The sequence below is a fragment of the Virgisporangium aurantiacum genome (assembly GCF_016863635.1).
Taxonomy (GTDB): domain Bacteria; phylum Actinomycetota; class Actinomycetes; order Mycobacteriales; family Micromonosporaceae; genus Virgisporangium; species Virgisporangium aurantiacum.
In genome coordinates, this window is the sequence record NZ_BOPG01000027.1 from 120,359 (window position 1) to 144,812 (window position 24,454).

The 24,454-nt window shown below is 72.0% G+C and carries 25 protein-coding genes; 21 read left to right on the forward strand and 4 right to left on the reverse strand.

From position 1 onward, the window contains the following. Positions 1–63 precede the first annotated feature (63 nt). From iolC to Vau01_RS21935, 21 genes are all read left to right on the forward strand, one after another. Entirely contained in the window at positions 64–1,014 is a 951-nt protein-coding gene (gene iolC / locus Vau01_RS21835) for a 5-dehydro-2-deoxygluconokinase (protein WP_239151762.1), read from the forward strand. Beyond that, positions 1,007–1,903 carry a Cgl0159 family (beta/alpha)8-fold protein gene (locus Vau01_RS21840; protein WP_203995816.1) on the forward strand — a complete coding sequence of 299 codons (897 nt, stop codon included), beginning with the start codon at positions 1,007–1,009 and terminating at the stop codon, positions 1,901–1,903. Before iolC ends, Vau01_RS21840 begins: the two co-directional genes overlap by 8 nt. After that, positions 1,900–2,748 carry a 5-deoxy-glucuronate isomerase gene (iolB, locus tag Vau01_RS21845; protein ID WP_203995821.1) on the forward strand — a complete coding sequence of 283 codons (849 nt, stop codon included), beginning with the start codon at positions 1,900–1,902 and terminating at the stop codon, positions 2,746–2,748. Before Vau01_RS21840 ends, iolB begins: the two co-directional genes overlap by 4 nt. Then, positions 2,745–4,622 (forward strand): 3D-(3,5/4)-trihydroxycyclohexane-1,2-dione acylhydrolase (decyclizing), encoded by a 1,878-nt coding sequence (gene iolD, locus Vau01_RS21850; protein WP_203995826.1) that lies wholly within the window; start codon positions 2,745–2,747, stop codon positions 4,620–4,622. Before iolB ends, iolD begins: the two co-directional genes overlap by 4 nt. Positions 4,623–4,633: 11 nt before the next feature. Beyond that, positions 4,634–5,623 carry a sugar ABC transporter substrate-binding protein gene (locus Vau01_RS21855; RefSeq protein ID WP_203995828.1) on the forward strand — a complete coding sequence of 330 codons (990 nt, stop codon included), beginning with the start codon at positions 4,634–4,636 and terminating at the stop codon, positions 5,621–5,623. Between the two features lie 16 nt (positions 5,624–5,639). After that, positions 5,640–6,686, forward strand: a complete 1,047-nt coding sequence (locus Vau01_RS21860) for an ABC transporter permease (RefSeq protein ID WP_239151763.1) — start codon at positions 5,640–5,642, stop codon at positions 6,684–6,686. 8 nt (positions 6,687–6,694) lie between these two features. Beyond that, a complete protein-coding gene (locus tag Vau01_RS21865) occupies positions 6,695–7,522 on the forward strand; it encodes an ATP-binding cassette domain-containing protein (RefSeq protein WP_203995830.1) in 828 nt (275 codons plus the stop codon). Between the two features lie 10 nt (positions 7,523–7,532). Beyond that, the gene (locus Vau01_RS21870) at positions 7,533–8,411 is read left to right on the forward strand and encodes a TIM barrel protein (RefSeq protein WP_203995831.1); all 879 of its coding nucleotides are present in this window, start codon (positions 7,533–7,535) and stop codon (positions 8,409–8,411) included. Beyond that, on the forward strand, positions 8,408–9,562 hold the full coding sequence (locus tag Vau01_RS21875) for a Gfo/Idh/MocA family protein (protein WP_239151764.1): 1,155 nt from the start codon (positions 8,408–8,410) through the stop codon (positions 9,560–9,562). The genes Vau01_RS21870 and Vau01_RS21875 overlap by 4 nt, the downstream gene beginning before the upstream one ends. After that, positions 9,559–10,554 carry a Gfo/Idh/MocA family protein gene (locus Vau01_RS21880; RefSeq protein ID WP_203995832.1) on the forward strand — a complete coding sequence of 332 codons (996 nt, stop codon included), beginning with the start codon at positions 9,559–9,561 and terminating at the stop codon, positions 10,552–10,554. Before Vau01_RS21875 ends, Vau01_RS21880 begins: the two co-directional genes overlap by 4 nt. Positions 10,555–10,747: 193 nt before the next feature. After that, the gene (locus tag Vau01_RS21885) at positions 10,748–11,680 is read left to right on the forward strand and encodes a BadF/BadG/BcrA/BcrD ATPase family protein (protein WP_203995833.1); all 933 of its coding nucleotides are present in this window, start codon (positions 10,748–10,750) and stop codon (positions 11,678–11,680) included. Next, complete coding sequence (locus tag Vau01_RS21890) at positions 11,677–12,354, forward strand: N-acetylmannosamine-6-phosphate 2-epimerase (RefSeq protein ID WP_203995834.1); 678 nt, start codon at positions 11,677–11,679, stop codon at positions 12,352–12,354. The genes Vau01_RS21885 and Vau01_RS21890 overlap by 4 nt, the downstream gene beginning before the upstream one ends. Beyond that, complete coding sequence (locus Vau01_RS21895; protein ID WP_203995835.1) at positions 12,351–13,820, forward strand: serine/threonine-protein kinase; 1,470 nt, start codon at positions 12,351–12,353, stop codon at positions 13,818–13,820. Before Vau01_RS21890 ends, Vau01_RS21895 begins: the two co-directional genes overlap by 4 nt. Next, positions 13,817–14,572 carry a sugar isomerase domain-containing protein gene (locus tag Vau01_RS21900; RefSeq protein WP_203995836.1) on the forward strand — a complete coding sequence of 252 codons (756 nt, stop codon included), beginning with the start codon at positions 13,817–13,819 and terminating at the stop codon, positions 14,570–14,572. Before Vau01_RS21895 ends, Vau01_RS21900 begins: the two co-directional genes overlap by 4 nt. A gap of 9 nt (positions 14,573–14,581) precedes the next feature. Continuing rightward, positions 14,582–15,865 (forward strand): ABC transporter substrate-binding protein, encoded by a 1,284-nt coding sequence (locus tag Vau01_RS21905; RefSeq protein ID WP_203995838.1) that lies wholly within the window; start codon positions 14,582–14,584, stop codon positions 15,863–15,865. A gap of 10 nt (positions 15,866–15,875) precedes the next feature. Beyond that, entirely contained in the window at positions 15,876–16,754 is an 879-nt protein-coding gene (locus Vau01_RS21910; RefSeq protein WP_203995840.1) for a carbohydrate ABC transporter permease, read from the forward strand. A gap of 70 nt (positions 16,755–16,824) precedes the next feature. Next, a complete protein-coding gene (locus tag Vau01_RS21915) occupies positions 16,825–17,667 on the forward strand; it encodes a carbohydrate ABC transporter permease (RefSeq protein WP_203995842.1) in 843 nt (280 codons plus the stop codon). 40 nt (positions 17,668–17,707) lie between these two features. Then, positions 17,708–18,427 carry a GntR family transcriptional regulator gene (locus Vau01_RS21920; RefSeq protein WP_203995843.1) on the forward strand — a complete coding sequence of 240 codons (720 nt, stop codon included), beginning with the start codon at positions 17,708–17,710 and terminating at the stop codon, positions 18,425–18,427. A gap of 16 nt (positions 18,428–18,443) precedes the next feature. Further along, a complete protein-coding gene (locus Vau01_RS21925) occupies positions 18,444–19,211 on the forward strand; it encodes a phosphotransferase (protein ID WP_203995844.1) in 768 nt (255 codons plus the stop codon). Between the two features lie 31 nt (positions 19,212–19,242). Continuing rightward, entirely contained in the window at positions 19,243–19,881 is a 639-nt protein-coding gene (locus Vau01_RS21930) for an O-methyltransferase (RefSeq protein WP_203995846.1), read from the forward strand. 212 nt (positions 19,882–20,093) lie between these two features. Further along, positions 20,094–20,537 carry a GyrI-like domain-containing protein gene (locus Vau01_RS21935; RefSeq protein WP_203995848.1) on the forward strand — a complete coding sequence of 148 codons (444 nt, stop codon included), beginning with the start codon at positions 20,094–20,096 and terminating at the stop codon, positions 20,535–20,537. 76 nt (positions 20,538–20,613) lie between these two features. On the opposite strand, the gene Vau01_RS21940 is transcribed toward Vau01_RS21935, so the two are convergent. The 4 genes from Vau01_RS21940 to Vau01_RS21955 form a co-directional block, all read right to left on the reverse strand. After that, a complete protein-coding gene (locus tag Vau01_RS21940) occupies positions 20,614–20,982 on the reverse strand; it encodes an MmcQ/YjbR family DNA-binding protein (protein WP_203995850.1) in 369 nt (122 codons plus the stop codon). Next, a complete protein-coding gene (locus tag Vau01_RS21945; protein ID WP_203995852.1) occupies positions 20,979–21,323 on the reverse strand; it encodes an ArsR/SmtB family transcription factor in 345 nt (114 codons plus the stop codon). The genes Vau01_RS21940 and Vau01_RS21945 overlap by 4 nt, the downstream gene beginning before the upstream one ends. After that, positions 21,320–21,655 (reverse strand): hypothetical protein, encoded by a 336-nt coding sequence (locus Vau01_RS21950; RefSeq protein ID WP_203995854.1) that lies wholly within the window; start codon positions 21,653–21,655, stop codon positions 21,320–21,322. Before Vau01_RS21950 ends, Vau01_RS21945 begins: the two co-directional genes overlap by 4 nt. A 186-nt stretch (positions 21,656–21,841) precedes the next feature. Beyond that, a complete protein-coding gene (locus Vau01_RS21955) occupies positions 21,842–24,430 on the reverse strand; it encodes a hypothetical protein (protein ID WP_203995856.1) in 2,589 nt (862 codons plus the stop codon). Positions 24,431–24,454: the final 24 nt, after the last annotated feature.

Consider the following 24,454-nt stretch of genomic DNA (forward strand, 5'->3'; position numbering starts at 1 on the left):
ATCGGCGCGAAAGCTTCCTGCACATCGAGGATTCTCGAAACGTGCGGCGGGAGCGGGAGGCCGATGGTGGACGCGTTCGACGTGATCACGATGGGCCGGGTGGGCGTGGACCTCTACCCGCTGCAGGTCGGGGTCGCCCTCGAGGACGTGACCACGTTCGGCCGGTTCCTCGGCGGTAGCGCCACGAACGTCGCCGTCGCCGCCGCCCGGCACGGACGCCGCGCCGCGGTGATCACGCGGACCGGCGCGGACCCGTTCGGCCGGTTCGTCCACCGGGCGCTGGGTGAGCTCGGGGTGGACGACCGGTTCGTCACCGCCGTCGCCGGGCTCCCGACGCCCGTGACGTTCTGCGAGATCTTCCCGCCCGACAACTTCCCGCTGTACTTCTACCGCCAGCCCGTCGCGCCCGATCTCGTCATCGAGCCGGACGAACTCGACCTCGCGGCCATTCGCGCCGCCCGGGTCTTCTGGGCGACGGTCACCGGCCTGTCGCGGGAGCCGAGTCGCGCCGCGCACCACGCCGCCTGGGCGGCCCGCGGCCGGATCCCGCTGACCGTCCTGGACCTGGACTACCGGCCGATGTTCTGGTCCTCCGCGGACGCCGCGCGCACCGAGGTCCGCCGGGCGTTGGGATCGGTCACCGTCGCGGTCGGCAACCTCGACGAGTGCGCGGTGGCGACCGGCGAACGCGACCCGCACCGGGCCGCCGGGGCACTCCTCGACGCGGGCGTCGAACTCGCCGTCGTGAAGCGGGGCCCCGACGGTGTCCTGGCTCGCAGCCCCGCCGGGACGGTCGAGGTGGGGCCGGCGCGGGTCGAGGTGCTCAACGGTCTCGGCGCCGGCGACGGGTTCGGCGGCGCCCTGTGCCACGGGCTGCTCGCCGGTTGGCCGCTCGACCGCGTCCTGCGCTTCGCCAACGCGGCCGGGGCCATCGTCGCCTCCCGGCTGGAGTGCTCGACCGCGATGCCCACCACCGCCGAGGTCGACGGATTTCTCGAGGTGAGCAATGCCTGACCTGGATCTGAACCGGGTCCGCGAGCTCCGCGCCGCGCGGCCCGAGGCGATCGCGGAGGCGGCGGCCGCCCGCCGGCGCCGTCCGCTGCTCGGCGCCGACGGTCGTCTGATGATCGTCGCTGCCGACCATCCGGCGCGGGGCGCGCTGGGCGTGCGCGCGGTGGCCGACGCGATGGCCGACCGCGAGGACCTGCTCCGGCGGCTGGTCGCCGCGCTCGACCGGCCGGGCGTCGACGGGGTGCTCGGCACGCCGGACGTCCTCGAGGATCTGCTGCTGCTGGGCGCGTTGGAGGGCAAGGTCGTCATCGGCTCGATGAACCGGGGCGGCCTGCTGGGTGCTGCGTTCGAACTGGACGACCGGTTCACCGCGTACGACGCGGCGACGATCGCGTCGATGGGCTTCGACGGCGGAAAGATGCTGACCCGCATCGACCCCGCGGATCCGGGCACCGTCGCCACCCTGGAGGCCAGCGGGCGGGCGGTGAGCGAACTGGCCGCGCACAAGGTGATGGCGATGGTCGAGCCGTTCCAGTCCCGCCGGGTCGACGGTCGGGTCGTCAACGACCTGAGCGCGGCGGCCGTGGTGCGGTCGGTGGCGATCGCCGGCGGGCTCGGCGTCACCAGCGCGTACACCTGGTTGAAACTGCCGGTGGTGGACGACATGGCCACCGTGATGGCGGCGACCACCCTGCCGTCGTTGCTGCTCGGCGGCGATCCGTCGGGTCACCCCGACGAGACGTACGCGAAGTGGCGCGGCGCCCTCGCCCTGCCGGGCGTGCGGGGACTCGTCGTCGGCAGGGCGCTGCTCTACCCGCCGGACGGCGACGTGGCCGGCGCCGTCGACGCGGCCGTGGCGCTGGTACGCACCGGAAGCGGGGCGATGGCATGAACACCGTGTACCGGCCCGCCCGCGCGGCGCAGGACGGGCTTCTCGTCGACATCTCGCCGGAGTCGGCCGGCTGGGGCTTCTCCGGCCTGCGCGTGCTGGAGCTGCCCGCCGACGGGCGATGGGCGTGCCACACCGGGCCCGACGAACTGGTCGTGGTGCCGCTGTCCGGCTCGTGCACGGTGACGGCCGACGACGAGCGGGCCGAGCTCGCCGGCCGGCCGAGCGTCTTCGCCGGCCCGAGCGACGTCGCGTACGTGCCGCGCGGGAGCGCGCTCGGCGTCACCAGCGCCGACGGTGGCCGCGTCGCCCTCGCCTCGGCCCGGGCCGAACGCCGGCTGCCGTTCCGCCACCTGCCGGCGGCAGAGGTCCCGGTCGAGTTGCGCGGTGCGGGCGCCGCCTCGCGCCAGGTGCACAACTTCGCGACGCCCGGCGTGCTCGACGCGGACCGCCTGATCGCGTGCGAGGTGCTGACCCCCGCGGGCAACTGGTCGTCGTACCCGCCGCACAAGCACGACGAGGAGCGGCCGGGCGAATCGGAGCTGGAGGAGATCTACTACTTCGAGGTCGGCGGCGACGGCATGGCGTACCAGCGCGTGTACGGGACACCGGAGCGACCGATCGACGTGCTCGCCGAGGTGCGCACCGGTGACGTCGTGCTGATCCCGCACGGCTGGCACGGGCCGTCGATGGCCGTGCCCGGCTACGACCTGTACTACCTCAACGTCATGGCCGGCCCGGGTGCGCGGTCGTGGCTCATCCACGACGACCCGGCGCACGCGTGGGTGCGTGGCACCTGGGCCGACCAGCCCGTCGATCCACGACTCCCGATGGGGGCGCCGTCATGAGACTCACCGTCGGACAGGCGGTCGTGCGGTTCCTCGCCGCCCAGCGCAGCGAGCGCGACGGCGTCGAGCACCGGCTGATCGAGGGCTGCTTCGGCATCTTCGGCCACGGCAACGTCGCCGGCATCGGCCAGGCGCTGCTGGAGGCGGAGCTCGCGGACCCCGGCACTTTCCCGTACCGCCAGGCCCGCAACGAACAGGGCATGGTGCACGCGGCCGCCGGCTTCGCCCGCATGCGGAACCGGCTGTCGACGCTGGCGTGCACGACGTCCATCGGTCCCGGCGCGACGAACATGGTCACCGGCGCCGCGCTCGCCACCGTCAACCGCCTGCCGGTGCTGCTGCTGCCGGGCGACGTCTTCGCCACCCGGGTCGCGAGCCCGGTGCTGCAGGAGCTCGAGGACCCGCGCGGCTACGACATCAGCGTCAACGACGTGTTCCGCCCGGTGTCGCGGTTCTTCGACCGGGTCTGGCGGCCCGAGCAGCTGCCCGCCGCGCTGCTCGGCGCGATGCGGGTGCTCACCGACCCGGCGGAGACCGGCGCGGTGACGGTGGCGCTGCCGCAGGACGTCCAGGCGCAGGCGTTCGACTGGCCAAGCGAGCTGTTCGCGACCCGGGTCTGGCACGTCGCCCGGCCGGCGCCCGATCCGGCGGCGCTCGGGCGCGCGGTCGAGGTGCTGCGCTCGGCGCGGCGGCCGCTGATCGTCGCCGGCGGCGGCGTCATCTACTCCGAGGCGACGGAGGAACTGCGCCGCTTCGCCGAGGCGACCGGCATCCCGGTCGCGGAAACGCAGGCCGGCAAGGGATCGCTGCGCTACGACCACCCGCGCAGCGTCGGTGCGGTCGGCGCCACCGGCACCACCGCGGCCAACGCGCTGGCCCGCGAGGCCGACGTGGTCGTCGGCATCGGGACGCGCTGGAGCGACTTCACGACGGCCTCGCGGACGGTGTTCGCCGCGCCCGGCGTGCGGTTCGTGAACGTCAACGTCGCCGCGTTCGACGCGGCCAAGCACTCCGGTGTCGCGGTCGTCGCGGACGCCCGCTCGGCCCTCGCCGCGCTCGCCGACGCCCTGCGCGGCTGGGGCACCGACGCCGCCTACCGCGACCGGGCGACGGCGCTGGCCCGGCAATGGGACGGGACGGTGGAACGCGCGTACAGACCGGGCAACAGAGCCGGGAACGGCCCGCTGCCGGCACAGTCGGAGGTGCTCGGCGCGGTCAACGACGTGTCGGAGCCGCGCGACGTCGTGGTCTGCGCGGCCGGGTCGATGCCCGGCGACCTGCACAAGCTGTGGCGCACCCGCGACCCCAAGGGCTACCACGTCGAGTACGGCTTCTCGTGCATGGGCTACGAGATCGCCGGCGGGCTCGGGGTCAAGCTCGCCGCCCCCGACCGCGAGGTGTTCGTCCTCGTCGGTGACGGCTCGTACCTGATGATGGCGCAGGAGTTGGTGACGGCGGTGCAGGAGCGGGTCAAGCTCGTCGTCGTCCTGGTGCAGAACCACGGGTTCGCGTCGATCGGCCGGCTCTCGGAGTCGGTCGGCGCGCAGCGCTTCGGCACGGCGTACCGCTACCGCGGCGCGAGCGGCCGGCTCGACGGCGACGTCCTGCCGGTCGACCTCGCCGCGAACGCCGAGAGCCTCGGTGCCCAGGTATTGCGCGTCCACACGGTCGACGAACTGCGCGTGGCGCTGGTCAAGGCGCGGGCGTCGGACCGCACGACGGTCGTGCACGTCGACGTCGACCCGCTCGCCGGCGCACCGGACAGCGAGGCGTGGTGGGACGTGCCGATCGCCGAGACCGCGGAACTGGAGAGCACCCGCCGGGCGCGGGTCGAGTACGAGAAAGACAAGCAATCGCAACGCGGATATCTGTGAAGGAGACCAACGTGACACGCAGGAATCGTGCATGGGTGTTCGCGGCCCTGCTCGTCCCCGTCCTCGCGCTCGGTGCGTGCAGTGACGACAACGCCGTCAACAAGCCGGACAACAACACCCAGGGCGGTGGCGCCGGCAAGTACGGCTACAAGATCGCCGTCGTGACGCACGGGGCCAGCGGCGACGCGTTCTGGAGCATCGTGAAGGCCGGCGCGGAGAAGGCCGGCTCGGACCTGGGTCTGAACCTGACCTACGCGAGCGACGGCGACCCGCAGAAGCAGGCGCAACTCATCGACGCCGCCGTGAACCAGAAGGTCGACGGGCTCGTCGTGTCGATGGCCAACCCGGGCGCGCTCAAGGCGTCCGTCCAGAAGGCCGTCGCCGCCGGCATCCCGGTCATCACCATCAACTCCGGCGGTTCCGACTCCAAGGCGTTCGGCGCGCTGTCGCACGTCGGGCAGGACGAGTCCGTCGCCGGCAACGCGGTCGGCACCACGCTCAAGGCCGCCGGGGTGAAGAACGCGATCTGCGTCATCCACGAAGCCGGCAACGTCGGCCTCGAACAGCGCTGCGCGGCGGCGAAGACGGCGCTCGGCGGCACCATGACCAACCTCCAGGTCGACAACAACAACCTGCCCGCCGCGCAGGCCACCATCAAGGCCAAGCTGCAGACCGACCCGTCGATCGACGGCGTGGTGACGCTGGGCGGGCAGGTGGCGGTCGTCGCCTCGAACGCCATCGGCGAGGCGGCTTCCACCGCGAAGCTGGCGACGTTCGACCTCAACGCCGACGTCGCGAAGGCGGTGCAGAGCGGCAAGATCCTCTTCGCCGTCGACCAGCAGCCCTATCTGCAGGGCTACCTCGGGGTGCAGATGCTCGCCCTGTACAAGTCCAACCTCAACGTCCTCGGCGGCGGCCAGACGGTGCTGACCGGCCCGACGCTCGTCACCAAGGACAACGCCGCCCAGATCGAGAAGCTCGCGGCCGCCGGAACCCGCTGAGTCAACGGAGGTACCAATGGCCGGAACCGTCACCGGCGTGGTGAAGACGGACGAGCGGGTGGTCCGGGTCGGCCTGCTGCGGCGGCTGCTCGTCAAACCCGAACTCGGCTCGCTCGTCGGCGCCTTGGTCGTGTTCCTGTTCTTCGCGTCGCTGTCCGACGTCTTCCGATCCCCGCGGGGCATCGCGAACTGGCTGGACCCGGCCTCGACGCTGGGCATCATGGCCGTCGCGATCGCCCTGCTCATGATCGGCGGGCACTTCGACCTCTCGGCCGGCGTGCAGACCGGGACCGCCGCCATCACGACCGGCCTGCTCACGACGTACTACGGCCTCAACACCTGGGTCGCGCTGCTGACGTCGTTGGCGCTGGTGCTCACCGTCGGCTTCCTCAACGGGTACCTCGTCGTGCGCACCGGGCTGCCCAGCTTCATCATCACGCTCGGCACGTTCCTCATGCTGCAGGGGCTCAACCTCGGCGTCACGAAGATCGTGACCGACACGGTGCAGGTGAACAACTTCGACCAGGTGGCCGGCTATTCGGTCCTGCACGCGGTCATGGCGAGCACGATCACCATCGGCGGCACCGGGTTCCAGATCGCGATCCTGTGGTGGATCGTCGTCACGATCGGCGGGTCGTACCTGTTGCTGCGCACCCGTTTCGGCAACTGGATCTTCGCCGTCGGCGGTGACGAGACCGCGAGCACCAACGTCGGCGTGCCGGTCATGCGGACCACCGTCACGTTGTTCATGATCACGTCGGCCGCGGCCTGGTTCATCGGCAACACGCAGATCGTGCGGCTGACGTCGATCCAGGCCCAGGCCGGCTTCGGACAGGAGCTCATCTACATCGTGGCGGCGGTGATCGGCGGCTGCCTGCTCACCGGCGGGTTCGGCTCGGCCGTCGGCGCGTCGCTGGGCGCCCTGATCTTCGGCATGACGTCGCAGGGAATCGTGTACGCCGGCTGGGACGCCGACTGGTTCAAGTTCTTCCTGGGCGCGATGCTGCTGCTCGCCGTCCTCGCCAACCAGTTCGTCCGCCGCTTCGCCGAGTCGAGGAGGTAGGTAGCCGCATGGAACCGTTGCTGGAGATCCGCAACGTGGCCAAGTCGTTCGGCAACGTCGTCTCGCTGCACGACATCTCCACGACCGTGCACGCCGGCCAGGTCACCTGCGTGCTGGGCGACAACGGCGCGGGGAAGTCCACCCTGATCAAGATCCTCTCCGGCGTGCACCAGCCGGACCACGGCCAGCTGCTCATCGACGGCAATCCCGTCACGCTCGGCACGCCGCGGGCCGCGCTGGACGCCGGTATCGCCACCGTGTACCAGGACCTGGCGATGGTGCCGCTCATGGCCATCTGGCGCAACTTCTTCCTCGGCTCCGAGCCGACCAAGGGGTGGGGACCGTTCCGCCGCTTCGACCGGAAGCTCGCCAAGGAGGTCACCCGCCAGGAACTGCTCGACATGGGCATCGACATCCGCGACCCGGACCAACCGGTGGGCACGCTGTCCGGCGGCGAGCGGCAGTCCGTCGCCATCGCCCGCGCGGTGCACTTCGGTGCGCGGCTGCTGATCCTGGACGAGCCGACGTCGGCGCTGGGCGTCAAGCAGGCCGGCGTCGTCCTGCGGTACATCGTGCAGGCCCGCGACCGCGGTCTCGGGGTCATCTTCATCACCCACAATCCGCACCATGCCTACCCCGTCGGCGACCGGTTCCTGCTGCTCAACCGCGGCCGGAGCCTCGGCGACTTCGCCAAGTCCGAGATACCGCTCGCCGAGCTGACCCGGCTCATGGCCGGCGGCGCGGAGCTGGAGCAACTCGCCCACGAACTGGAGCGGGGCGGCGGGGCCGAGAAGGTCGGCCGGGAGATGCGCGAAGAGAGCCAGACCTTCAATTGAGGAGAGGCACATGACCATCGCCGGGCGCACCGGGGGAGCGCCGATCTCATGGGGCGTCTGCGAGGCGCCGGACTGGGGTTACGAACTGCCGGCCGATCTCGTCCTGAGCGAGATGCGGGAACTGGGGCTGCGGGCCACCGAACTCGGCCCCACCGGCTACCTCGGCACGGACCCGGCCGACGTCAGGGCCCGGCTGGAGAGCCGGGGCCTGCGGCTCATCGGTGGCTTCCTGCCGGTACCGATGCACGTCGGCACACCGGCGGACCTCGACGAGGCGACGGCGGCGATCCGGACGCTGGCCGCCGCCGGCTCGGAGGTCGTCGTGCTCGCCGCGCGATCCGCCGACGGCAGCTACGACCGCAAGGTGCCGCTCGACGACGGCGACTGGACCGTCCTGCTGGCCACCCTGCGCGAGCTGCAACGGATCGCCGCCGATCACGGGCTGATTCCGACGCTGCATCCGCACGTCGGCACCGCGATCGAGGACCGCGCCGCGGTCCTGCGGCTGCTGGACGGCAGCGACGTCCTGCTCTGCCTCGACACCGGTCACCTGCTGATCGGCGGCATGGAACCGCTGGAACTGGTGGAGCTCGCGGCGGACCGGATCGCCCACGTGCACCTCAAGGACGTGCGTCGGTCTGTCGCGGCGACTGACGGTAGCTACATCGAGAAGGTGCGGGCCGGCCTGTACGCGCCGCTCGGCGACGGCGACCTCGACATCGCCGCCGTCGTGCGGGCGCTGGAGGACGCCGGATACCGGGGCTGGTACGTCCTCGAACAGGACGCGGCGCTGTTCGGCCCGCCGGAGCCCGGCGCGGGTCCGATCCGGGACGTGCGGCGCAGCGTCGAGTTCCTGTCCAGGCTGACGCGGGCGGAGGTCGCGCGTTGACACCGATTGGCGTCGCCGTCATCGGCATCGGCTGGATGGGTCACGCGCACACCCGGTCGTACCTGCGGCTGCCGCACCACCATCCCGAACTGCCGATCGAGCCGGTGCTGATCGCCGTCGCGGATCCGGAACCCGGCCGGGCGCGGGCCGCCGCCGAGCGGTACCGGTTCCGCCGGTCGACCGAAAACTGGCGGGACCTGCTGGACGATCCCGAGGTGGGTGCGGTCAGCGTGACCGCGCCCAACGCGCTGCACCGCGAGATCGGCGTCGCCGTCGCCGAGGCCGGCAAGCACCTCTGGATCGAGAAACCGGTCGGGCTGGGTGCCGCCGACGCGCGGGCGGTCGCCGCCGCCGTCGACCGGAGTGCCGTGCAGTGCGCCGTGGGTTTCAACTACCGCCACGCGCCCGCGGTGGCCGCCGCGCGGGCGCTCGTCGAACAGGGCGAGCTCGGCTCGGTCACCCATGCCCGGTTCCGGTTGTTCAGCGACTACGCCGCCCATCCGCAGGGTGCACTGTCGTGGCGGTTCGAGCGGGCGCGCGGCGGCAACGGTGTGCTCGGCGATCTCGCCTCGCACGGCGTCGACCTGGCCCGCCACCTCCTCGGCGAGATCGACGCGGTGATCGGGGACACCGCCGTGGTCATACCCGAGCGGCCGCGTCCCACTGGCACAGGCAGCCACTTCGACCTCGCCGCCGGCGGGGAACTCGGCCCGGTGGAGAACGAGGACTACGTCAACTGCCTGCTGCGCTTCGCCGGCGGTGCCCGTGGTGTGCTGGAGGCCAGCCGGGTCAGCGTGGGCGAGCAGAACAACTACGGCTTCGAGATCCACGGCACGAAGGGCATGGTGTCGTGGGACTTCCGGCGCATGGGTGAACTGGCCGTCAGCGTGGGCGGGACGTTCCAGAACCAGCGCGTCGGCGTCGCCTTCATGGGACCGGGCGACGGCGACTTCGCGGCATTCCAGCCCGGTGCCGGGATCCCGATGAGCTACGACGACCTGAAGGTCGTCGAGGCGGCGCTGTTCCTGCGTTCGATCGTCGAGACCAAGGCGCACGGTGCGACAATCGACGACGCGGTACGCGCCGCCGTGGTGCTCGACGCCGTCACCGAGTCGGTCCGGACGGGCGCGTGGGTGGGAGTTTCACCATGACAGTCGGCGTCGGGATCATCGGTACCGGTGTGATGGGCAGCGACCATGCCCGGTTGCTGGCCGGTGCCGTCTCCGGCGCCGCGCTGACCGCCGTGTTCGACGTCGACCAGCAGCGGGCGGCGGCGGTCGCCGGGTCCGCCGGATCGGCCCGGGCCCTCGCCGACCCGATCGAGCTGATCCACGACGACGCCGTCGACGCGGTCCTGGTCGCGTCCTCCGACCCGACGCACGAGGCGTTCGTGCTGGCGAGCATCGCCGCCGGCAAACCGGTGCTGTGCGAGAAGCCGCTCGCGCCGACGGTCGACGGGTGCCTGCGGATCCTCGACGCGGAGGCGGCATCGGGCCGGCGACTCGTCAGCGTCGGGTTCATGCGCCGCTACGATCCGGGCTACGTCGACATGAAGACGATCCTGGACTCCGGTGAGATCGGCGCGGCGCTGGTGCTGCACTGCGTGCACCGCAACGCCTCCGCCCCCGCGAGCCGGTTCCGCGGTGACGTCATCACGAACTCGGCCGTGCACGAGATCGATCTGGCCCGCTGGCTGCTCGACGACGAGATCGTCGCCGCGAGCGTGTACACGCCCCGGGCCGGTGCAACCCGGGACATCCAGATCCTCGTCCTGGAGTCCGCCACTGGCGTTCTCGTCGACATCGAGGTGTTCGTCAACGCCCGGTACGGCTACGACGTGCGGTGCGAACTGGTCGGCGAGGAGGGCAGCGTGTCGCTCGACGCGGCGCCCGCGACCGAACTGCGCCGGGCCGGGATGGCCGGCCGCCGCCTGCCGGGCGACTGGCGGCCACGCTTCGCCGAGGCGTACCGCCGCGAGCTTCAGGACTGGATCGAACGGCTGCGGAACAACCGGAACCCGGGCGGTGCCGACGGCTGGGACGGCTACTCCGCGACGGCCGTCGCGCAGGCGTGCGTGGCGGCGCTGGAAACCAACACCCGCCAGGAAGTGAAGCTCACCGCGAAGCCGCACCTGTACGCCTGATCCTGAAGTAGACCACTGCGGCCATCGACGCGTCGCACTATCGGTTGCCTGCAACGGATTTCACCGATTCGCGGCCGCAATGTGGTCTACATTATCCGGGCGATCGGGCTTGGCGTGACGCCGGCGGTTCCTCTTTGCTGATCTCGGGCCAGCGAATCGACTGGCGAACCTCCGGGCACAGCAAGGGGAGCACGTGGCGAGTCTCCTGGTCGGTATCGACGGTGGGCAGTCGGCCTTGCGGCTGCGCACCTCGGCGACGACCCGCGTGGGCGTGGCGGACGGCTTCCGCCACGGCGGTGACGACGTCGACGACACCGCGTCGGCCGTGCGCCGGGCCGCCGTCGCCGCGGGCCTCACCGGCCCGGTCGACGTGGTGTGCCTGGGCCTGAGCGGGCTGCCGGACGGCGCCGGCGCGATGCGGGCGTTGGCGGTCGCGGTCGCCGACGTCCTCGACGCCGCCGAGGTGCGGATCTGCGCCGACATGGTGACCTCGCACGCGGGCGCGCTGCCCGACGGGTTCGGCGTCGTGGTGGCGGTCGGCACCGGCGCGGTGTGCCTGGCCCTGGACCACGACGGCACGGCGCACCGCGTCGACGGCTGGGGTCACCTGTTCGGCGACGACGGCAGCGCCTTCGCGGTGGGTCGGGCCGGCCTCGCCGCGGTCCAGCGACACCGCGACGGGCGCGGCGCGGCCACGGCACTCACCACTGCGGCCCGCACGCGGTTCGGCGAGCACGTCGACACGGGACCCTGGCGGCTGTACCGGTCGGCGACCGTCGTCGCGGACGTCGCCGGGTTCGCCGTCGACGTCTACGCGTGCGCGTCGGCGGGCGACGCCGTCGCGCGGCGCATCGTCGAGCGGGCGGCCGACGACCTCGCCGACAGCGTCGCGGCCGCGGTCGCCGCGATCTCCGGCGACGGGCCGGTCCCGGTCGCACACACCGGCGGGGTCCTCGCGCCCGGCGGGTTCGCCGTCGACCTGCTCCGCGACCGGCTCGCCGACCGGACGCCGCGCGCCGACCTGCGTCCGGCGGCCGGCAGCGCGCTGGCCGGTGCGCTGCGGCTGGCCGGCGACACCGGCCCGTACGGCGCGCTCCTCACCGTCGCGCACCGCGGTGCCCGATGAGCCGGGCGACCCTGCCGGCGGGCGCGCTCGTCGTGTCCTGCCAGGCGCACGCGGACAGTCCGCTGCACGGTCCACAGTGGATGGCCCTGATGGCGATGGCCGCCGAAGCCGGTGGCGCGCAGGGCATCCGGGCCAACGGACCGGCCGACGTGGCGGCGATCCGGGCGGTGACCCGGCTGCCGATCATCGGCATCCACAAGATCGGCGACCCGCGCGGGGTGTTCATCACCCCCACGGCGGCGGCCGCGGACGGCGTGGTCCGCGCCGGTGCCGACATCGTCGCGATCGACGCGACCACCCGGCCCCGCCCCGACGGCGGCCCGCTCGCCGCGCAGATCCGCCACATCCACGAGACGTGGGACGTTCCCGTGATGGCCGACGTCGACACGCTCGACGCCGGGCTGGCCGCCCGGGCCGCCGGTGCCGACCTGGTGGCGACGACGCTCGCCGGATACGTCGGCGGCACGGCACCCGACGAACCGGACCTGCGTCTCGTCGCCGCCCTCGCCGACCGGCTCGACTGCCCCGTGGTCGCCGAGGGGCGGATCCGCACCGGGACGCACGCGCGGCTGGCCCGGGCGGCCGGCGCGCACGCCGTCGTGGTGGGCACCGCGATCACCAACCCGCTGGAACTGACGAAACGGTTCGTCCGCGCGATGGACGACGGGAGATGAGCATGCTGCTGCTGAGCCATGGCGCCGTCGACGTCACACCGCCACCCGGCCACCCGATGGGTGGTTACGCGGCCCGGGACGGCAACGCCACCGGCCACCACGACGACCTACGGCTGACCCTCGTCTGGCTCGCCGCGCCGGACGACGACGGCGTGGTCTGGCTCGCCGTCGACGCGTTGGCCATGCCGGCGCCGGTCGCGACCGCGCTGGCATCCACGGTCGGCGCCGGCCTCGGCATCGACGCCGACCGGATCCTGGTCTGCGCGTCCCACACCCACTGCGCACCGGCCGGTTGGCACGGCGAGCTGCACCCGCCCGACGGCACGACCGTCGACGCCGACCTCGTCGCCGAACTGCGTGCGGCGGCCGGCCGGCTCGCCGCGGCCGTGGCCGCACAGGACCGGCTGGCGGTCACCGCGGCCTGGTGCGCACCCGAGGTCGCCGGCGTGAGCGCCAACCGCCTCGCCGACGACGGCCCGGCCGACCGGTCGGCCGGAACGCTCGTGCTGCGCGACCGCGCGACCGGCGCCGTCGCCGCCGTGCTGCTCGACTTCGCCGACCACGCGACCAGTCTCGGTCCGGACTGCCGCGCGTGGTCGGCCGACTGGCCGGCCGCGGCCCGCGACGTGCTCGGTGCCGCCCTGGCCGCGGCGGCCGGGTTCGCCGGCGTCGGCGGCCGACCCCCGACGATCGCCGTGCTCCAGGGCGCCGCCGGTGACGTGAGCCCCCGCGCGGTCCGGCGCGGTCGCGGGTTCGCCGAGACCGCGCGCCTCGGCAGCGTGCTCGCCGGCTCCGTGCTCGCCGCGCTACACCGCGACGCGACCCCGGTCCCGGGCGCCGCGGTACCGCCCGGTGTGGCCGGTGAGGTGCCGCCCGGCGTGGCCGGTGTGGTGCCGCCCGGTGTGGCCGGTGAGGTGCCGGGCGGTGCGGTGCCGCCCGGTGCGGCCGGTGCGGTGCCGGCCGGTGTGGGGCCGGTGGTGCGGCGGGCCGTCGTCCGGCTGCCCACGCGGCCGCTGCCCGACGTCGACACGGCCGAGGCGGTGCTGGCCGGCGCCGAGCGCGAGTGGCGTGCCGTGACGGTGTCGGCCGGCCTGCCGGCCGACGGTCCCGTCGCCCGTCGTGCGCTGGCCCGGCGGGACGGCGCCGCGATCCAGGTGCGCCTCGCCGGCGCGGTGCTGCCCGCCGCGCTGGACCTGCCGATCGCCGTGGTGCGGCTCGGCGACATCGCCTGGGCGCACCTGCCGGTCGAGCCGTTCGCCAGCGTCGGGCAGCGCATCGCGGCCCGCAGCCCGTTCCCGGTGACCAGGGTCGTCGGCTACACCGACAGCTACCTCGGTTACCTCCCCGACGAGGCGGCGTACGCCGCCGAGACCTACGAGGCCTACATCAGCCTGTTCGGTCCGGGCGCCGACCACCTGCTCGTCGACGGCGTCGTGGATCTGCTCCGGGAGGCGCACCGCTCATGAACCACTTTTTCGACCGGCTGCGGTACCCCACCGTCGCCCACGAGATCCTGGACCGGATCGTCGCCACCCAACGCGACGCGATCGAGCGTGCGGTGTCGGTCCTCACCGACACGATCCGCCGCGACGGTGTCGTGCACGCGTTCGGCACCGGCCACGCCCGGCTCGTGGCGCACGAGATGGCGGGACGGGCCGGCGGGCTCGCGCCCGTCAACCTCGTGCGCATCAGCGACCTGGTGACCCGCGGCGGCGCCGATCCCGGTCTGCTCGATCCGCTCGCCGAGCGCGACGCGTCGCTGGCCGAACCGCTGTACGACCTCCACCGGCCACGCGCCGAGGACTGCTTCGTCATCGTCTCCAACTCCGGCATCAACGCCGCGGTCATGGAGATGGCACTACTGGTCCGCCGGCACGGGCATCCGATCGTGGCCATCACCTCCACGGCCCACAGCACGTCGGTGCCATCGCGGCATCCGAGCGGGCAGCGCCTCGTCGACCTCGCCGAGGTGGCGATCGACACCGGCGCACCCCGCGGCGACGCGGCGATCTCGCTCGGCGACGGGCTTGCCACCGGCGCGACGTCGTCGTTGGCCGGCATCGCGATCGTGCAACTTCTCACCGAGGGCGTGTGCCGTGCGCTCCTCGACGCCGGCGTCACGCCGCCGCTCTACCGGTCGATGAACCTTCCCGACACCGACGCCGGCAACGCCGGCCTGGAACGGCGCTACCGCCGGGTCCACCCCATCGAAGCCTGAGGAGGAACCGTGTTCCGCACCCGCACCCGCATCGCCGCCGTCATGGTCGCCACCATGATTGCCGGTACCCTCGCCGCCTGCGGCGACAGCGCCGGCGACGGCAAGGTGACGATCTCGTTCTGGAGTCACACCCATCCACCGATGATCGAGCTGAACAAGACACTCATCGCCGAGTACACCAAGCAGAACCCGAACGTGCGCGTCGACTACCAGACGATCCCCAACAACGAGTTCAACACCAAGATGCTCACCGCGTTGAGCACCGGCTCCGGGCCGGACGTCATCAACATGGACGACAGCGCGCTGCGCGGTGAGTACATCCCCAAACGATTACTCGCCAAGATCGATCCGTCGGCATTCGGGGTCGGCTCCCTCGACGAGCTGACCGGGCGGTACAACCCCGGCACGCTCGACGGCGCGAAGGGCCCGGACGGCGCGCTCTACGGTGTGCCCAGCGAGTTCAACGGCACCGCGTTCGTCATCAACACCAAGCACTTCACCGACGCCGGGCTCGACCCGGAAAAGCCGCCGACGACCTGGGACGAGGTGACCACGCAGGGCCGCGCGCTCATCGCCGCCGGGCATGCTCAGGCGTTCAGCTTCCTGTACCTGCACTCGGGGTGGTACAGCCAGCAGTTGCAGACGCTGCTCAACCAGACCGGCGGGCAACTCGCCGACGGCAAGCAGGCCCGCGTCGACTCGCCGGACTCCGTCGCGGCGTTGAAGATCTGGACCGACCTGGCCCGCGGCGCCAACAAGGTCGCCGATCCCAACGCCACCTCACGCGAGGCGACACAGCCGTTCCAGGACCTCGCCTCCGGCAAGCAGTCGATGGCGATCGTGTACCCGTGGTCGATGGAGCTGATCCGCCAGACCAACCCGGACACCTACAAGCAGTTGAAGGTCGTACCGCTGCCGCACGTGGCCGGCAAGCAGGCGACGAACCGGTGGTACGGCTACTACTGGTCGGTCAACAACGCCAGCAAGCAGCAGAAGGAGGCGTGGAAGTTCATCGCGTTCCTGGCGAGCAACTCGGCGCGGTGGCTGGCCGACGTCGACTTCGTCCAGCCGTTGAAGGGCTGGACGGACACGCCCGCGGCGAAGGAGATCCCGGCGCTGGACGTGTGGGCGAAGTCCTACGAGACCGGCCGCTTCGACCAGGTGACACCGCACTACGCCGAGGTGCAGGACGCGCTGACCACGATGGTCAACGACGCGGTGTTCAACGGTGTGCCACCGCAGGACGCGGCGCGCAAGGCTGCCGAGACGATGAACCGCATCCTGCGTGACTGAGGGAGCAACCATGGCCGCACGCCGCCCGGCCGGGCGGGGCCGTCGAGTGGACGGGCGCCGGCACCTCGTCGGCGCCCTGCTCGCCGCACCGGCTCTGGTGCTGTTCGGCGCGTTCGCGATCTGGCCGATCCTGCGCGTGTTCTACCTGAGCCTGTTCGACTACAGCCTCACCGCACCGCCGGAGTTCGTCGGCCTGGACAACTTCGAGTTCCTGTTCACCGATCCGCGGTTCCGCGACGCGGTCCTGCAGACCGTGGTGTACGTCGTGGGCACCTACGTGCCGGCGCTGCTGCTCGCGCTGGTGTTCGCGCACCTGCTCAGCGTCAGGCTTCCCGGCCTGGGCGCGGTCCGGCTGTTGTACTTCCTGCCGGTCGCGATGAGCTGGGTCGCCGTGTCGGTGGTGTGGCGGGCCGTCCTGCACCCGGACGGGCTGCTCAACGAGACCCTCGGCCTCGACGTCAACTGGCTGACCAGCAGCAGCGCCGCACGGTGGGGTCTGGTGCTGATGAGCGTGTGGAAGGAGACCGGGTTCTTCCTCATCCTGTTCCTGGCCGGGCTGCGCACCATCCCCGAGGACATCTACGAGGCCGCGAAGCTCGACGGCGCCGGCGCGTTCCAGCGTTTCCGGTACCTGACGTTCCCGCTGCTGCGGCCGATCACCGCCGTGTGCGCGGTCATGGCCGTGATCCGCGGGTTCCAGGCGTTCAGTCCCCAGGCGGTGCTCACCGACGGTTCCTTCGGTACCGAGGTACTGAACCTGTTCGTCTACAAGACGGCGTTCGAGAACGCCCGGATGGGCCGCGCCTCGGCGGTCGCGGTCCTGATGTTCGGCCTGCTGCTGGTGCTGACCCTCAGCCAGCTCCGGGCCTTCCGGAGGAGCGACGCATGAGCGAGCGCAGCGAGCGAATCATCAACTCAGTGCCTTGCGAATGCATCGCGGAGCGCAGCGGAGCGATCGCATGAGCCGACCCAACTACCGCAGGGCCGCCGGGCGTGCGGCGGTCGTCACCCTCGCCGTCGCCGGTGGCCTGATGTTCGCGACGGTACTGGGCTGGGCCGTGCTCACCGCGTTCAAACCGGCGGGGGAGGCGCTCACGGTGCCGATGCGGTGGTGGCCCAGCCGGTTCGAGTGGGGGAACGTCGTCGAGCCGTTCCGCCAGGCCGCCTTCGCCGACTACTACCGCAACAGCATCGTGGTCGGTGTCAGCGTCACCGTGCTCAACGTCCTGACGTGCACGGCGGCCGGCTACAGCTTCGCGAAGTTCCACTACCGGGGCCGGGACGCGGCGTTCGGCGTCGTGCTCGCGACGCTGATGGTGCCGTTGGAGGTCATCTACGTGCCGCTGTACAAGCTGGTCTTCGACCTCGGCTGGGTCAACAGCTTCGCGGGGCTGATCGTGCCGGCGGCGACGAGCGCGTTCGGCATCTTCCTGATGCGCCAGGCGATCGGGTCGGTGCCGGACGAGTTGTTGGAGGCGGCTCGGCTGGACGGCGCCGGCGAGGTGCGCACCCTGGTCTCGGTGGTCGTGCCGGCGGTGCGCGGTCCGATCGCGGTGCTCGCGCTGTTCACGTTCATGTCCAACTGGGACAGCCACCTGTGGCCGCTGCTCGTCGCCTCGGACGAGGAGCACCGGACGCTGCCCGTCGGCCTCGCCGCGATGCAGTCCAACATGCTCGGCTCGGCCGGTACGCCGGTGATCCTGATGGCGGCACTGCTCGCGGTGTTGCCGACGGTGCTGCTGTTCCTGCTGTTGCAACGGCGCTTCGTGGAGGGGGTCTCGATGACCGCGGGTCTGCGGTGAGGTACTTCCCGTCGGGGTTCCACCGGCATACGGTCGGGCGATGACCCACCCGACGCTGCCGGTGAAGGTGGCGCAGACCCGCGTCCGGCTGCTCGACCTGGTCGACAGCCTGCCCGAGGGCGGGGCGTTGCCGCCCGAGCGGGAGCTGGCCCAGCGGTGGGGCATCGCCCGGATGACCCTGCGCCGGGCCGTCGACGAGCTGGTGCAGGACGGGCTCGTCGTGCGCCGGCACGGCAAGGGCACGTTCACGCTCCGCCCAAAGGTGCTGCGCCGGTTGGCGATGACGTCGTTCACCGAGGACATGATCCGTCGTGGCATGCGTCCGGCCAGCCGCACACTGGAGTTCCGCCGGCACCGGGCCGGGCACACACTGAGCCGCCGGCTGCGGATGCCGATCGGCGATCCGGTCATCGCGTACACCCGGCTGCGGCTGGCCGACGACGTGCCCATGGCGTTGGAGCGCTCGTCGATCCCGGCGGCACTGGTTCCCGGGTTACGCCCGGCCGACCTCGACGGCTCCTGGTACGAACTGCTCACCAACAGGTACGGCATCGACATGGTCAGCGCGACGTTCACCGTCGAGCCGGTGCTCGCCGACGCCCGCACCGCCGAACGGCTGGAGACCCGCACCGGACAGCCGTGCCTCCAGCTCCAGGTGTCGAGCTTCGACGGACACGGGCACGTGGTGGAAGCGGGCACCACGATCTACCGGGGTGACCGTTACACGCTGACCGCCGAGCTGCGCCCGGCCCGCGGCTGATGCATAAGCTCGCCCGGTGACCGACGAACAGCATCTGGTTGGCGGCAACACCGGTGGCGCGGTCCGGGTCGGCGACACCGTCCGCCGCACCGCCGGACCCTGGACGCCGTCCGTGCACGCGTTGCTGCGGCACCTGGAAGCGGCAGGCTTCGACCGGGCCCCACGCGCGCTCGGCGTCGACGAGCGCGGCCGGGAGGTGCTCTCGTTCCTGCCCGGCGAAACCGTGGGAACCACCCGACCATGGCCGGGCTGGGTGCACAGCGACGACGCGCTCCGCCAGGTCGCGCACTGGCTCCGCGACTTCCACACCGCGGTCGCGGACTTCGTTCCGCCCGACGACGCGATGTGGCGCGAGGGAGGAACCTGGCGGCCGGGCCTGATCGTCGGCCACAACGACGCCGCCCCCTACAACGCGGCCTGGGCCTCCGGCCACCTCGTCGGCTTCTTCGACTGGGACTTCGCCGGCCCCGTCACCCCCGAATGGGACCTGGCCTTCACCGGGTTCGCCTGGGTGCCGTTGCACGCCCGCCACATCGTGGCGGCCGAAGGCTTCACGACGTTCGCCGACCGGCCCAGACGACTGCGACTCTTCCTGGACGCCTACGGCTGGGACGGCCCCGTCGACCAGTTCGTCGACGTGGTCCGCCAACGCGTCCGCGCCTCGGCCACGGGCATCCGCCGCGCCGCGGCGGCCGGGGACCCCGCCTACCGACGCATGATCGAACAGGGCGTCGACGCCTCCCTGGACACCGCAGCCAACGAACTGACCGACTTCGATCATTGACGATCCACGCGGGTGCGACGAGGCTGGGCGGATGTCGTACGGGGGAACCGCCGCCCACCGGCGCGCCCTGGGCATACCGGATTCCGTTCTGTCGGCGGTCGGGTTGGCCGAAGGCATGGAGTTCGAGGAGTCGTGCCTGCCCGAGCAGGGTCGGCTGCTGGCGTTGCTCGCCGCCGGCGTCGGTGCCGGTTCCATCGGCGAGACGGGTACGGGCTGCGGTGTCGGTCTGGCGTGGATGGCCCATGCCGCACACCCGTCGGCGCGATTGACGAGCGTCGATCGTGACGAGCGGCGCGTCCAGGCCGTCCGCGAGGTGTTCGCCCGGCGCGACACCGGCCCGCGGGTGGAGGTCCTGCACGGCGAATGGCGGGCGCTCGCCGCGCACGCGCCGTTCGACCTGTTGGTGCTCGACGGCGGCGGGCACGGAAAGACCGGTGGCGACCTGATCGACCTCGATCAGTGGGTGCGGCCCGGCGGCATGGTGGTCATCGACGATTTCACGCCGTTCGGCGAGTGGCCGCCGCGGCACGGCCGGAGCGTGGACTCGGCGCGGTTGCACTGGCTGCAACACGACCGGTTGCTGGCGACCGAGATCGTGCTGACGCCGTCCGTCGCCACGATCGTCGGCCGATATCTGGGACCGGATCGGCGGCGTGACCGGAGCACGTGAACTGAGTGTCCCCCCGGTCGGCGACGCGCAGCGGCGAGGGCCGCCAGCGCGCAGGCGGAAGCATTAGCGGAAGCTGTCAAAGGCACCAACGTGCTCCCCGCGTCGGCTTCTGCTCGGCGGTTCCCCGTTGGCGGGTCATTGTCCTGATTGCGCGAGGCTGCGAGTGTCAGACGTGGGTTGTGACCATCAATGCTGGGATGGCTGGAGGGGACATGGGTTACGAGGTGATCGCGACGGAGGTCATGGCCCGTCCGACCGTGGTGGTCGCCGCGACAACCACGTGGCAGGAGTTCCCGACGCTGTGGAAGGACCTTCTCGACGAGGTGTGGACCTGCTTGCGTGCCGGAGGAGTCCACGGCGGCTGCCGCAACGTCATGCTGTACCGCGATGACGTGCCGCACGTCGAGGTCGGCGTCGAACTGAGTCGACCGGGTCCGCTCACCGGACGAGTGGTGGCCTCGACCCTGCCCGCGGGGCCGGTCGCGATGACCGTCCATCGCGGGCCGTATGCCGGTCTGGCGTCGGCGCACCGGGCCGTGCTCGACTGGTGCGCCGCGCAGGGACGTCAGCCGACCGGTCCACGATGGGAGGTCTACGGACCACATCGTGAAGATCCCGCCAAGGTCTGGACCGAGGTCTACTACCTGCTGATGTGACCGCTCCTCGGTGCCTGATCAGGGGTCCGCATCCGGAAGCTGTCGCATCGTCCATGGCGACGGTGGGGCCGGATCCTCAGCGAGGTGCAGGCCCCGGCCGACGGCGACCGACCGACTTCGGCGCGACGAGTCGGTACGACGTCTCCACCCACTCGGTGACCTGTCGCCACCGGTCCTCGGTGGCGTCCGGCGGGAGGGTGAGGGCGACCCATCCGTGCCGGCCGAGACCGTAGCCCGCGGGTCTCGCGTCGGGATCGGTGGCCACGACCGCGGCGGCTTCGTCCGGGGTGAGCTTGACCGTGAGGTGGTGCGCGTCGACGTCGCAGAAGACGAAGTTCTTGCCGCGGACGCGGAACGTCGGATGGTCGCCCCACTGCTCGACGTCGACGCGTTCGGCTTCCGGCAGCGCGGCCGCGATCTGTTCGAGCCGATCCATGTTGTTCATCGGGTTCTCCCGGAGGGCAGAAGATCGAATCCGACGCTTCGCAACCAGAGCGCCAGCACGTCGCCCAGTCGCTGGCGCTCCAGCCGGTAGTGCCGTTCCCGACCGACCGCGGATACCGTCACCAGGCCCGCCTTGACCAGGACGGCGAGGTGCCGGGTGGTGGTCGGCCAGGAGTGGGCGAACCGCCCATGGAGTTCTCCGGCGGTCAACGTGCCGTTGCGGGCGGCCAGCACCTGGAGGACGTGGCGCCGGGTGGCGTGTGCGAGGGCTTCGAAGACGTCGTCGAGGTCGTCGAGGTCGCGCAATCCGCGCGGCGGTTTGTCCGCCGGCGTCGCGGTCACGCGTCGGCGGATCGTCGCCGCAGGCTGAGGAACTCGAACGGCGACCCGCCGTTGCGGCCCTCGCACAACGGGCCCATCGCCTCCCAGACGCCGCTGACGAGCGGATGGGTGTGGGCGCGCCGGGTGGCGTCCTCGTCGACCCAGTCGAAGATCTCGACGACGATCGGTCCCTCCACCCCACGCTCGGAACCCACGTAGACCTCGGGTGCGCGGTCGGTCACCAGTTCCAGGTCCCGCAGGGTCGTCCAGTGCCGGTCGATGATCTCCAGAAACTCGTCCTCCCGGCCCGCGATGACGCGGTACCGGGCCAGGGAACTGATCGAATCGCTCATGGCGATAATATTTAGCACGCCGGCTAAATAAACGCCACCCGCCATGGCGTAGCCCCCGATTTGCGGATCTTGGACTCCGTGAGGGGTCAGGGCACCTCGTGCAGTCCAAGATCTGGAATACCGAGTTCGCAAATCGGGTGAAACGGTAGGGCCAAGTGGCCCGGGTCCGCGCGGGCGACGGCTGTCTCAGGGCAGCCTGATGCCGGCGTCGACCACCGGCAGGCGGGGGACCGGTGGCGGAGCCAGGCGGCCCTCGGCGAGGGCGCGCAGCTCGTCGCGGTCGTCCGGTAGGCCGTTGTAATCCAGCACCTCGGCCAGGTTCACGTTGAAGGTCCACGCGTTGTCGCTCTCGACGATCGCCTCGACCGCGACCCGCTGCGCCGGGGTCAGGTCCGCGCCGCGTTCGTAGGCGTCGACCGGGAACGCGATGTCGAGCAGGGCCGTCACCACCGACACCGCGTTGATGGCCGTCACCTCGTCGAGCGCGGCGGCGAGCCGGGTGACGTGGCCTTCGGACTCGGCGGCGGGCAGCAGCGCCAACGCGGTGCTGGCGTCGGCCGTCACCTCGCCGGTGCTGAACGCCAGTCCCGGGAAGTCGTCGAGACCGTCCTGTGTGGACAGTGCGGCGACGAGCACCTCGACGGCGGGGCCGTTGTCGCCCAGGTCCGGCTGCCGTAGCCAGGTGAGCGCGGCGCAGAACCGCAGCAGCGGGTCGTCGCCGCCGAGATGCTCGGCCAGCACGGCCCGTACGGCGTCGTCGGGTCGGTGCAGTGCGAGCCCCAGCAGGGCGTCGGCGCGCAGTTCCGGCAGCGGCTCGGAGCGCAGGCGATCGACCAGCGCCGCCCGCGCGGCGTCGCCGGGTGCCACCGCGAGCAGTTGCAGGGCACGGTCGCGGACCTCGGTGGACGGGTGCCCGGCCCACTCCGTCCACAGTGGAGTCGCCGCCGCCAGCACCGCCAGCACCTCGTGGTACGCGGGCTCGGTGCCGTTGGCGGCGAAGAATTCGGCGGGGTCGGCGTCGTCGGGCACCGCGACGTAGAGGTGCGCCAGCTCGTGCGCCGCGCCGAGCTGCCACTGGCGGGTGGCGATCGAGACGAGGAACCTGGTGGCGGCGACGGCGTGTTCGGGACGGTCGACGGTTCGCAGCGCGTCGACGATGAACCGCACGGTGGGCCCGGTGACCTCCTCGATCGTGCCCTGGTGCAACGCCGCGTCGTACATGTGGGTGATCGCGAGGTCGACGGCCAGCGGATCCGGGACGGTCAAGCCCTTCAGGTGGAACGGGAAGTGCTTGGCGCTGCCGAAGAAGGTGTCGAGGCCCGCCCAGTCGACCGTGTCGACGCCGGGCAGGTCGGCCGCCGCCCGCCACGGGTGCAGCACCTCGGCGATGCGGCCGAGGTCGCCCCGGCGGCGCAGGTCGAGCGGCTTGAACTTTACCGTGGCGCGTTCGGTGCCGTCGGGATTCAGCAGCCGCCACGGCCCGATCGGGCCGCCCTTCCCGCCGGCCCGCACGAGGCCCGTCGCCGTCGGTGTTCCGGTGCCGTCGACGGCCGTCCACCGCTCGACCGGTACCTCCTTGCCGGACTTCTTCCGGTAGGGCCCGGTGACCGGCTCCACGAGCGCCAGCCGGACATCGTCGTCGTCGAACCACTCCTCCCGGACGAACGCGTCGCCGCGGGTGGCGCGGGCGGTCGCGGCCGTTCCGTTCTCGTGGAACGTGGTCGTGGTGACCGTGCCGTCGGGCGCGTGCCGGACCTCCGTGTCGAGCACCCCGCGCTCGTACGTGCGGTGGACGGTGACCGTGCCGGCCGCGAACGTGGTCTCGACGTACGCGTCGTGGCGCAGATGGGGCTTGCAGATCCAGATCCGCCACGCTCCGTCGGCGGCACCGGTGGCGGGGTCGACGGCACCGACGTACCACGCCCCGTCGGTGCCGAACCCGGCGATCCACTCCGCCGCGGGGTCGACGTCGGGCCGGCGCTCCGGCGCGACCCGCGGATCGGCCAGAACCGGTGTCGTGCAAGGGTTCTCGACCAGCCGGTGGGCGAGGTCGGCGAAGCCCTCGTGGGCGGCGTGCGCGGCGGCACCGGGAGACGCGCCGAGACCGATCTCGATCAGCCGGTCGACCGCCTCGGCGTCGCCGTCGCGCCGGGCCTCGATCAGCGGGTTGCCCTTGTGGTGCACGCCCAGCGTCGCCACGACCGCGTTGTCGCGGTAGTACTCGACGTGGATCAGGTCGCCGTCCTTCGTCCAGTAGATCTGCAGGCCGACCCCGGTGACGCCGTTGGTCCACCGGCCGGCCTTCCACTGGCCCGCCGACGCGATGTACCACGTCTCCAAAGGCACGCCGGGCGGGCGTTCGGGCACGGGCGTTCCGAACGGGTCGAGTTCGACCCCGGCGGCGTCGTGGAACGCCTGCCGGTACGTGACGCCGGCCCGGGTGAGCCGGAACTCCGCCCGCTCGATCGCCGCCGGCATGCTGTCGAAGGGGATCTCGACCTCGCGGGTCGGATTCGCGGACCGGTGGGCGACGAGCCCCATCATCGCGCCGTCGTCGTACTCGGCGACCGTCGCCAGGCCGCCGTCGTCGTGGTAACGCCGCTTGGTGCCGTGGCACCTGCCGGCCCGCCAGGAGCTCTCCTCGACGAACGTGCCGTCGCCCCGCCACAGCCGCCAGTCGCCGTGCAGCTCGCCGTCGACCCGGACGCCGAGCCCCCACTCGTCCCAGTCGGGAAGGTACTCGGCCGCTTCGGGCACGGTGTCGGGACGTCGCACGGCTTCTCCTCGGGCGGACGGCGT

Bases quoted from the DNA above. Each gene is read 5' to 3' on its own strand.
- Vau01_RS21950 (WP_203995854.1), bottom strand. From the start codon at position 21,655: ATGAGCGATTCGATCAGTTCCCTGGCCCGGTACCGCGTCATCGCGGGC.
- Vau01_RS21915 (WP_203995842.1), top strand. From the start codon at position 16,825: ATGAGCCGACCCAACTACCGCAGGGCCGCCGGGCGTGCGGCGGTCGTC.
- Vau01_RS21890 (WP_203995834.1), top strand. From the start codon at position 11,677: ATGAGCCGGGCGACCCTGCCGGCGGGCGCGCTCGTCGTGTCCTGCCAG.
- Vau01_RS21895 (WP_203995835.1), top strand. From the start codon at position 12,351: ATGAGCATGCTGCTGCTGAGCCATGGCGCCGTCGACGTCACACCGCCA.
- Vau01_RS21935 (WP_203995848.1), top strand. From the start codon at position 20,094: ATGGGTTACGAGGTGATCGCGACGGAGGTCATGGCCCGTCCGACCGTG.
- Vau01_RS21940 (WP_203995850.1), bottom strand. From the start codon at position 20,982: ATGAACAACATGGATCGGCTCGAACAGATCGCGGCCGCGCTGCCGGAA.
- Vau01_RS21930 (WP_203995846.1), top strand. From the start codon at position 19,243: ATGTCGTACGGGGGAACCGCCGCCCACCGGCGCGCCCTGGGCATACCG.
- Vau01_RS21840 (WP_203995816.1), top strand. From the start codon at position 1,007: ATGCCTGACCTGGATCTGAACCGGGTCCGCGAGCTCCGCGCCGCGCGG.
- Vau01_RS21910 (WP_203995840.1), top strand. From the start codon at position 15,876: ATGGCCGCACGCCGCCCGGCCGGGCGGGGCCGTCGAGTGGACGGGCGC.
- Vau01_RS21860 (WP_239151763.1), top strand. From the start codon at position 5,640: ATGGCCGGAACCGTCACCGGCGTGGTGAAGACGGACGAGCGGGTGGTC.
- iolD (WP_203995826.1), top strand. From the start codon at position 2,745: ATGAGACTCACCGTCGGACAGGCGGTCGTGCGGTTCCTCGCCGCCCAG.
- iolC (WP_239151762.1), top strand. From the start codon at position 64: ATGGTGGACGCGTTCGACGTGATCACGATGGGCCGGGTGGGCGTGGAC.
- Vau01_RS21880 (WP_203995832.1), top strand. From the start codon at position 9,559: ATGACAGTCGGCGTCGGGATCATCGGTACCGGTGTGATGGGCAGCGAC.
- Vau01_RS21870 (WP_203995831.1), top strand. From the start codon at position 7,533: ATGACCATCGCCGGGCGCACCGGGGGAGCGCCGATCTCATGGGGCGTC.
- Vau01_RS21865 (WP_203995830.1), top strand. From the start codon at position 6,695: ATGGAACCGTTGCTGGAGATCCGCAACGTGGCCAAGTCGTTCGGCAAC.
- Vau01_RS21920 (WP_203995843.1), top strand. From the start codon at position 17,708: ATGACCCACCCGACGCTGCCGGTGAAGGTGGCGCAGACCCGCGTCCGG.
- iolB (WP_203995821.1), top strand. From the start codon at position 1,900: ATGAACACCGTGTACCGGCCCGCCCGCGCGGCGCAGGACGGGCTTCTC.
- Vau01_RS21900 (WP_203995836.1), top strand. From the start codon at position 13,817: ATGAACCACTTTTTCGACCGGCTGCGGTACCCCACCGTCGCCCACGAG.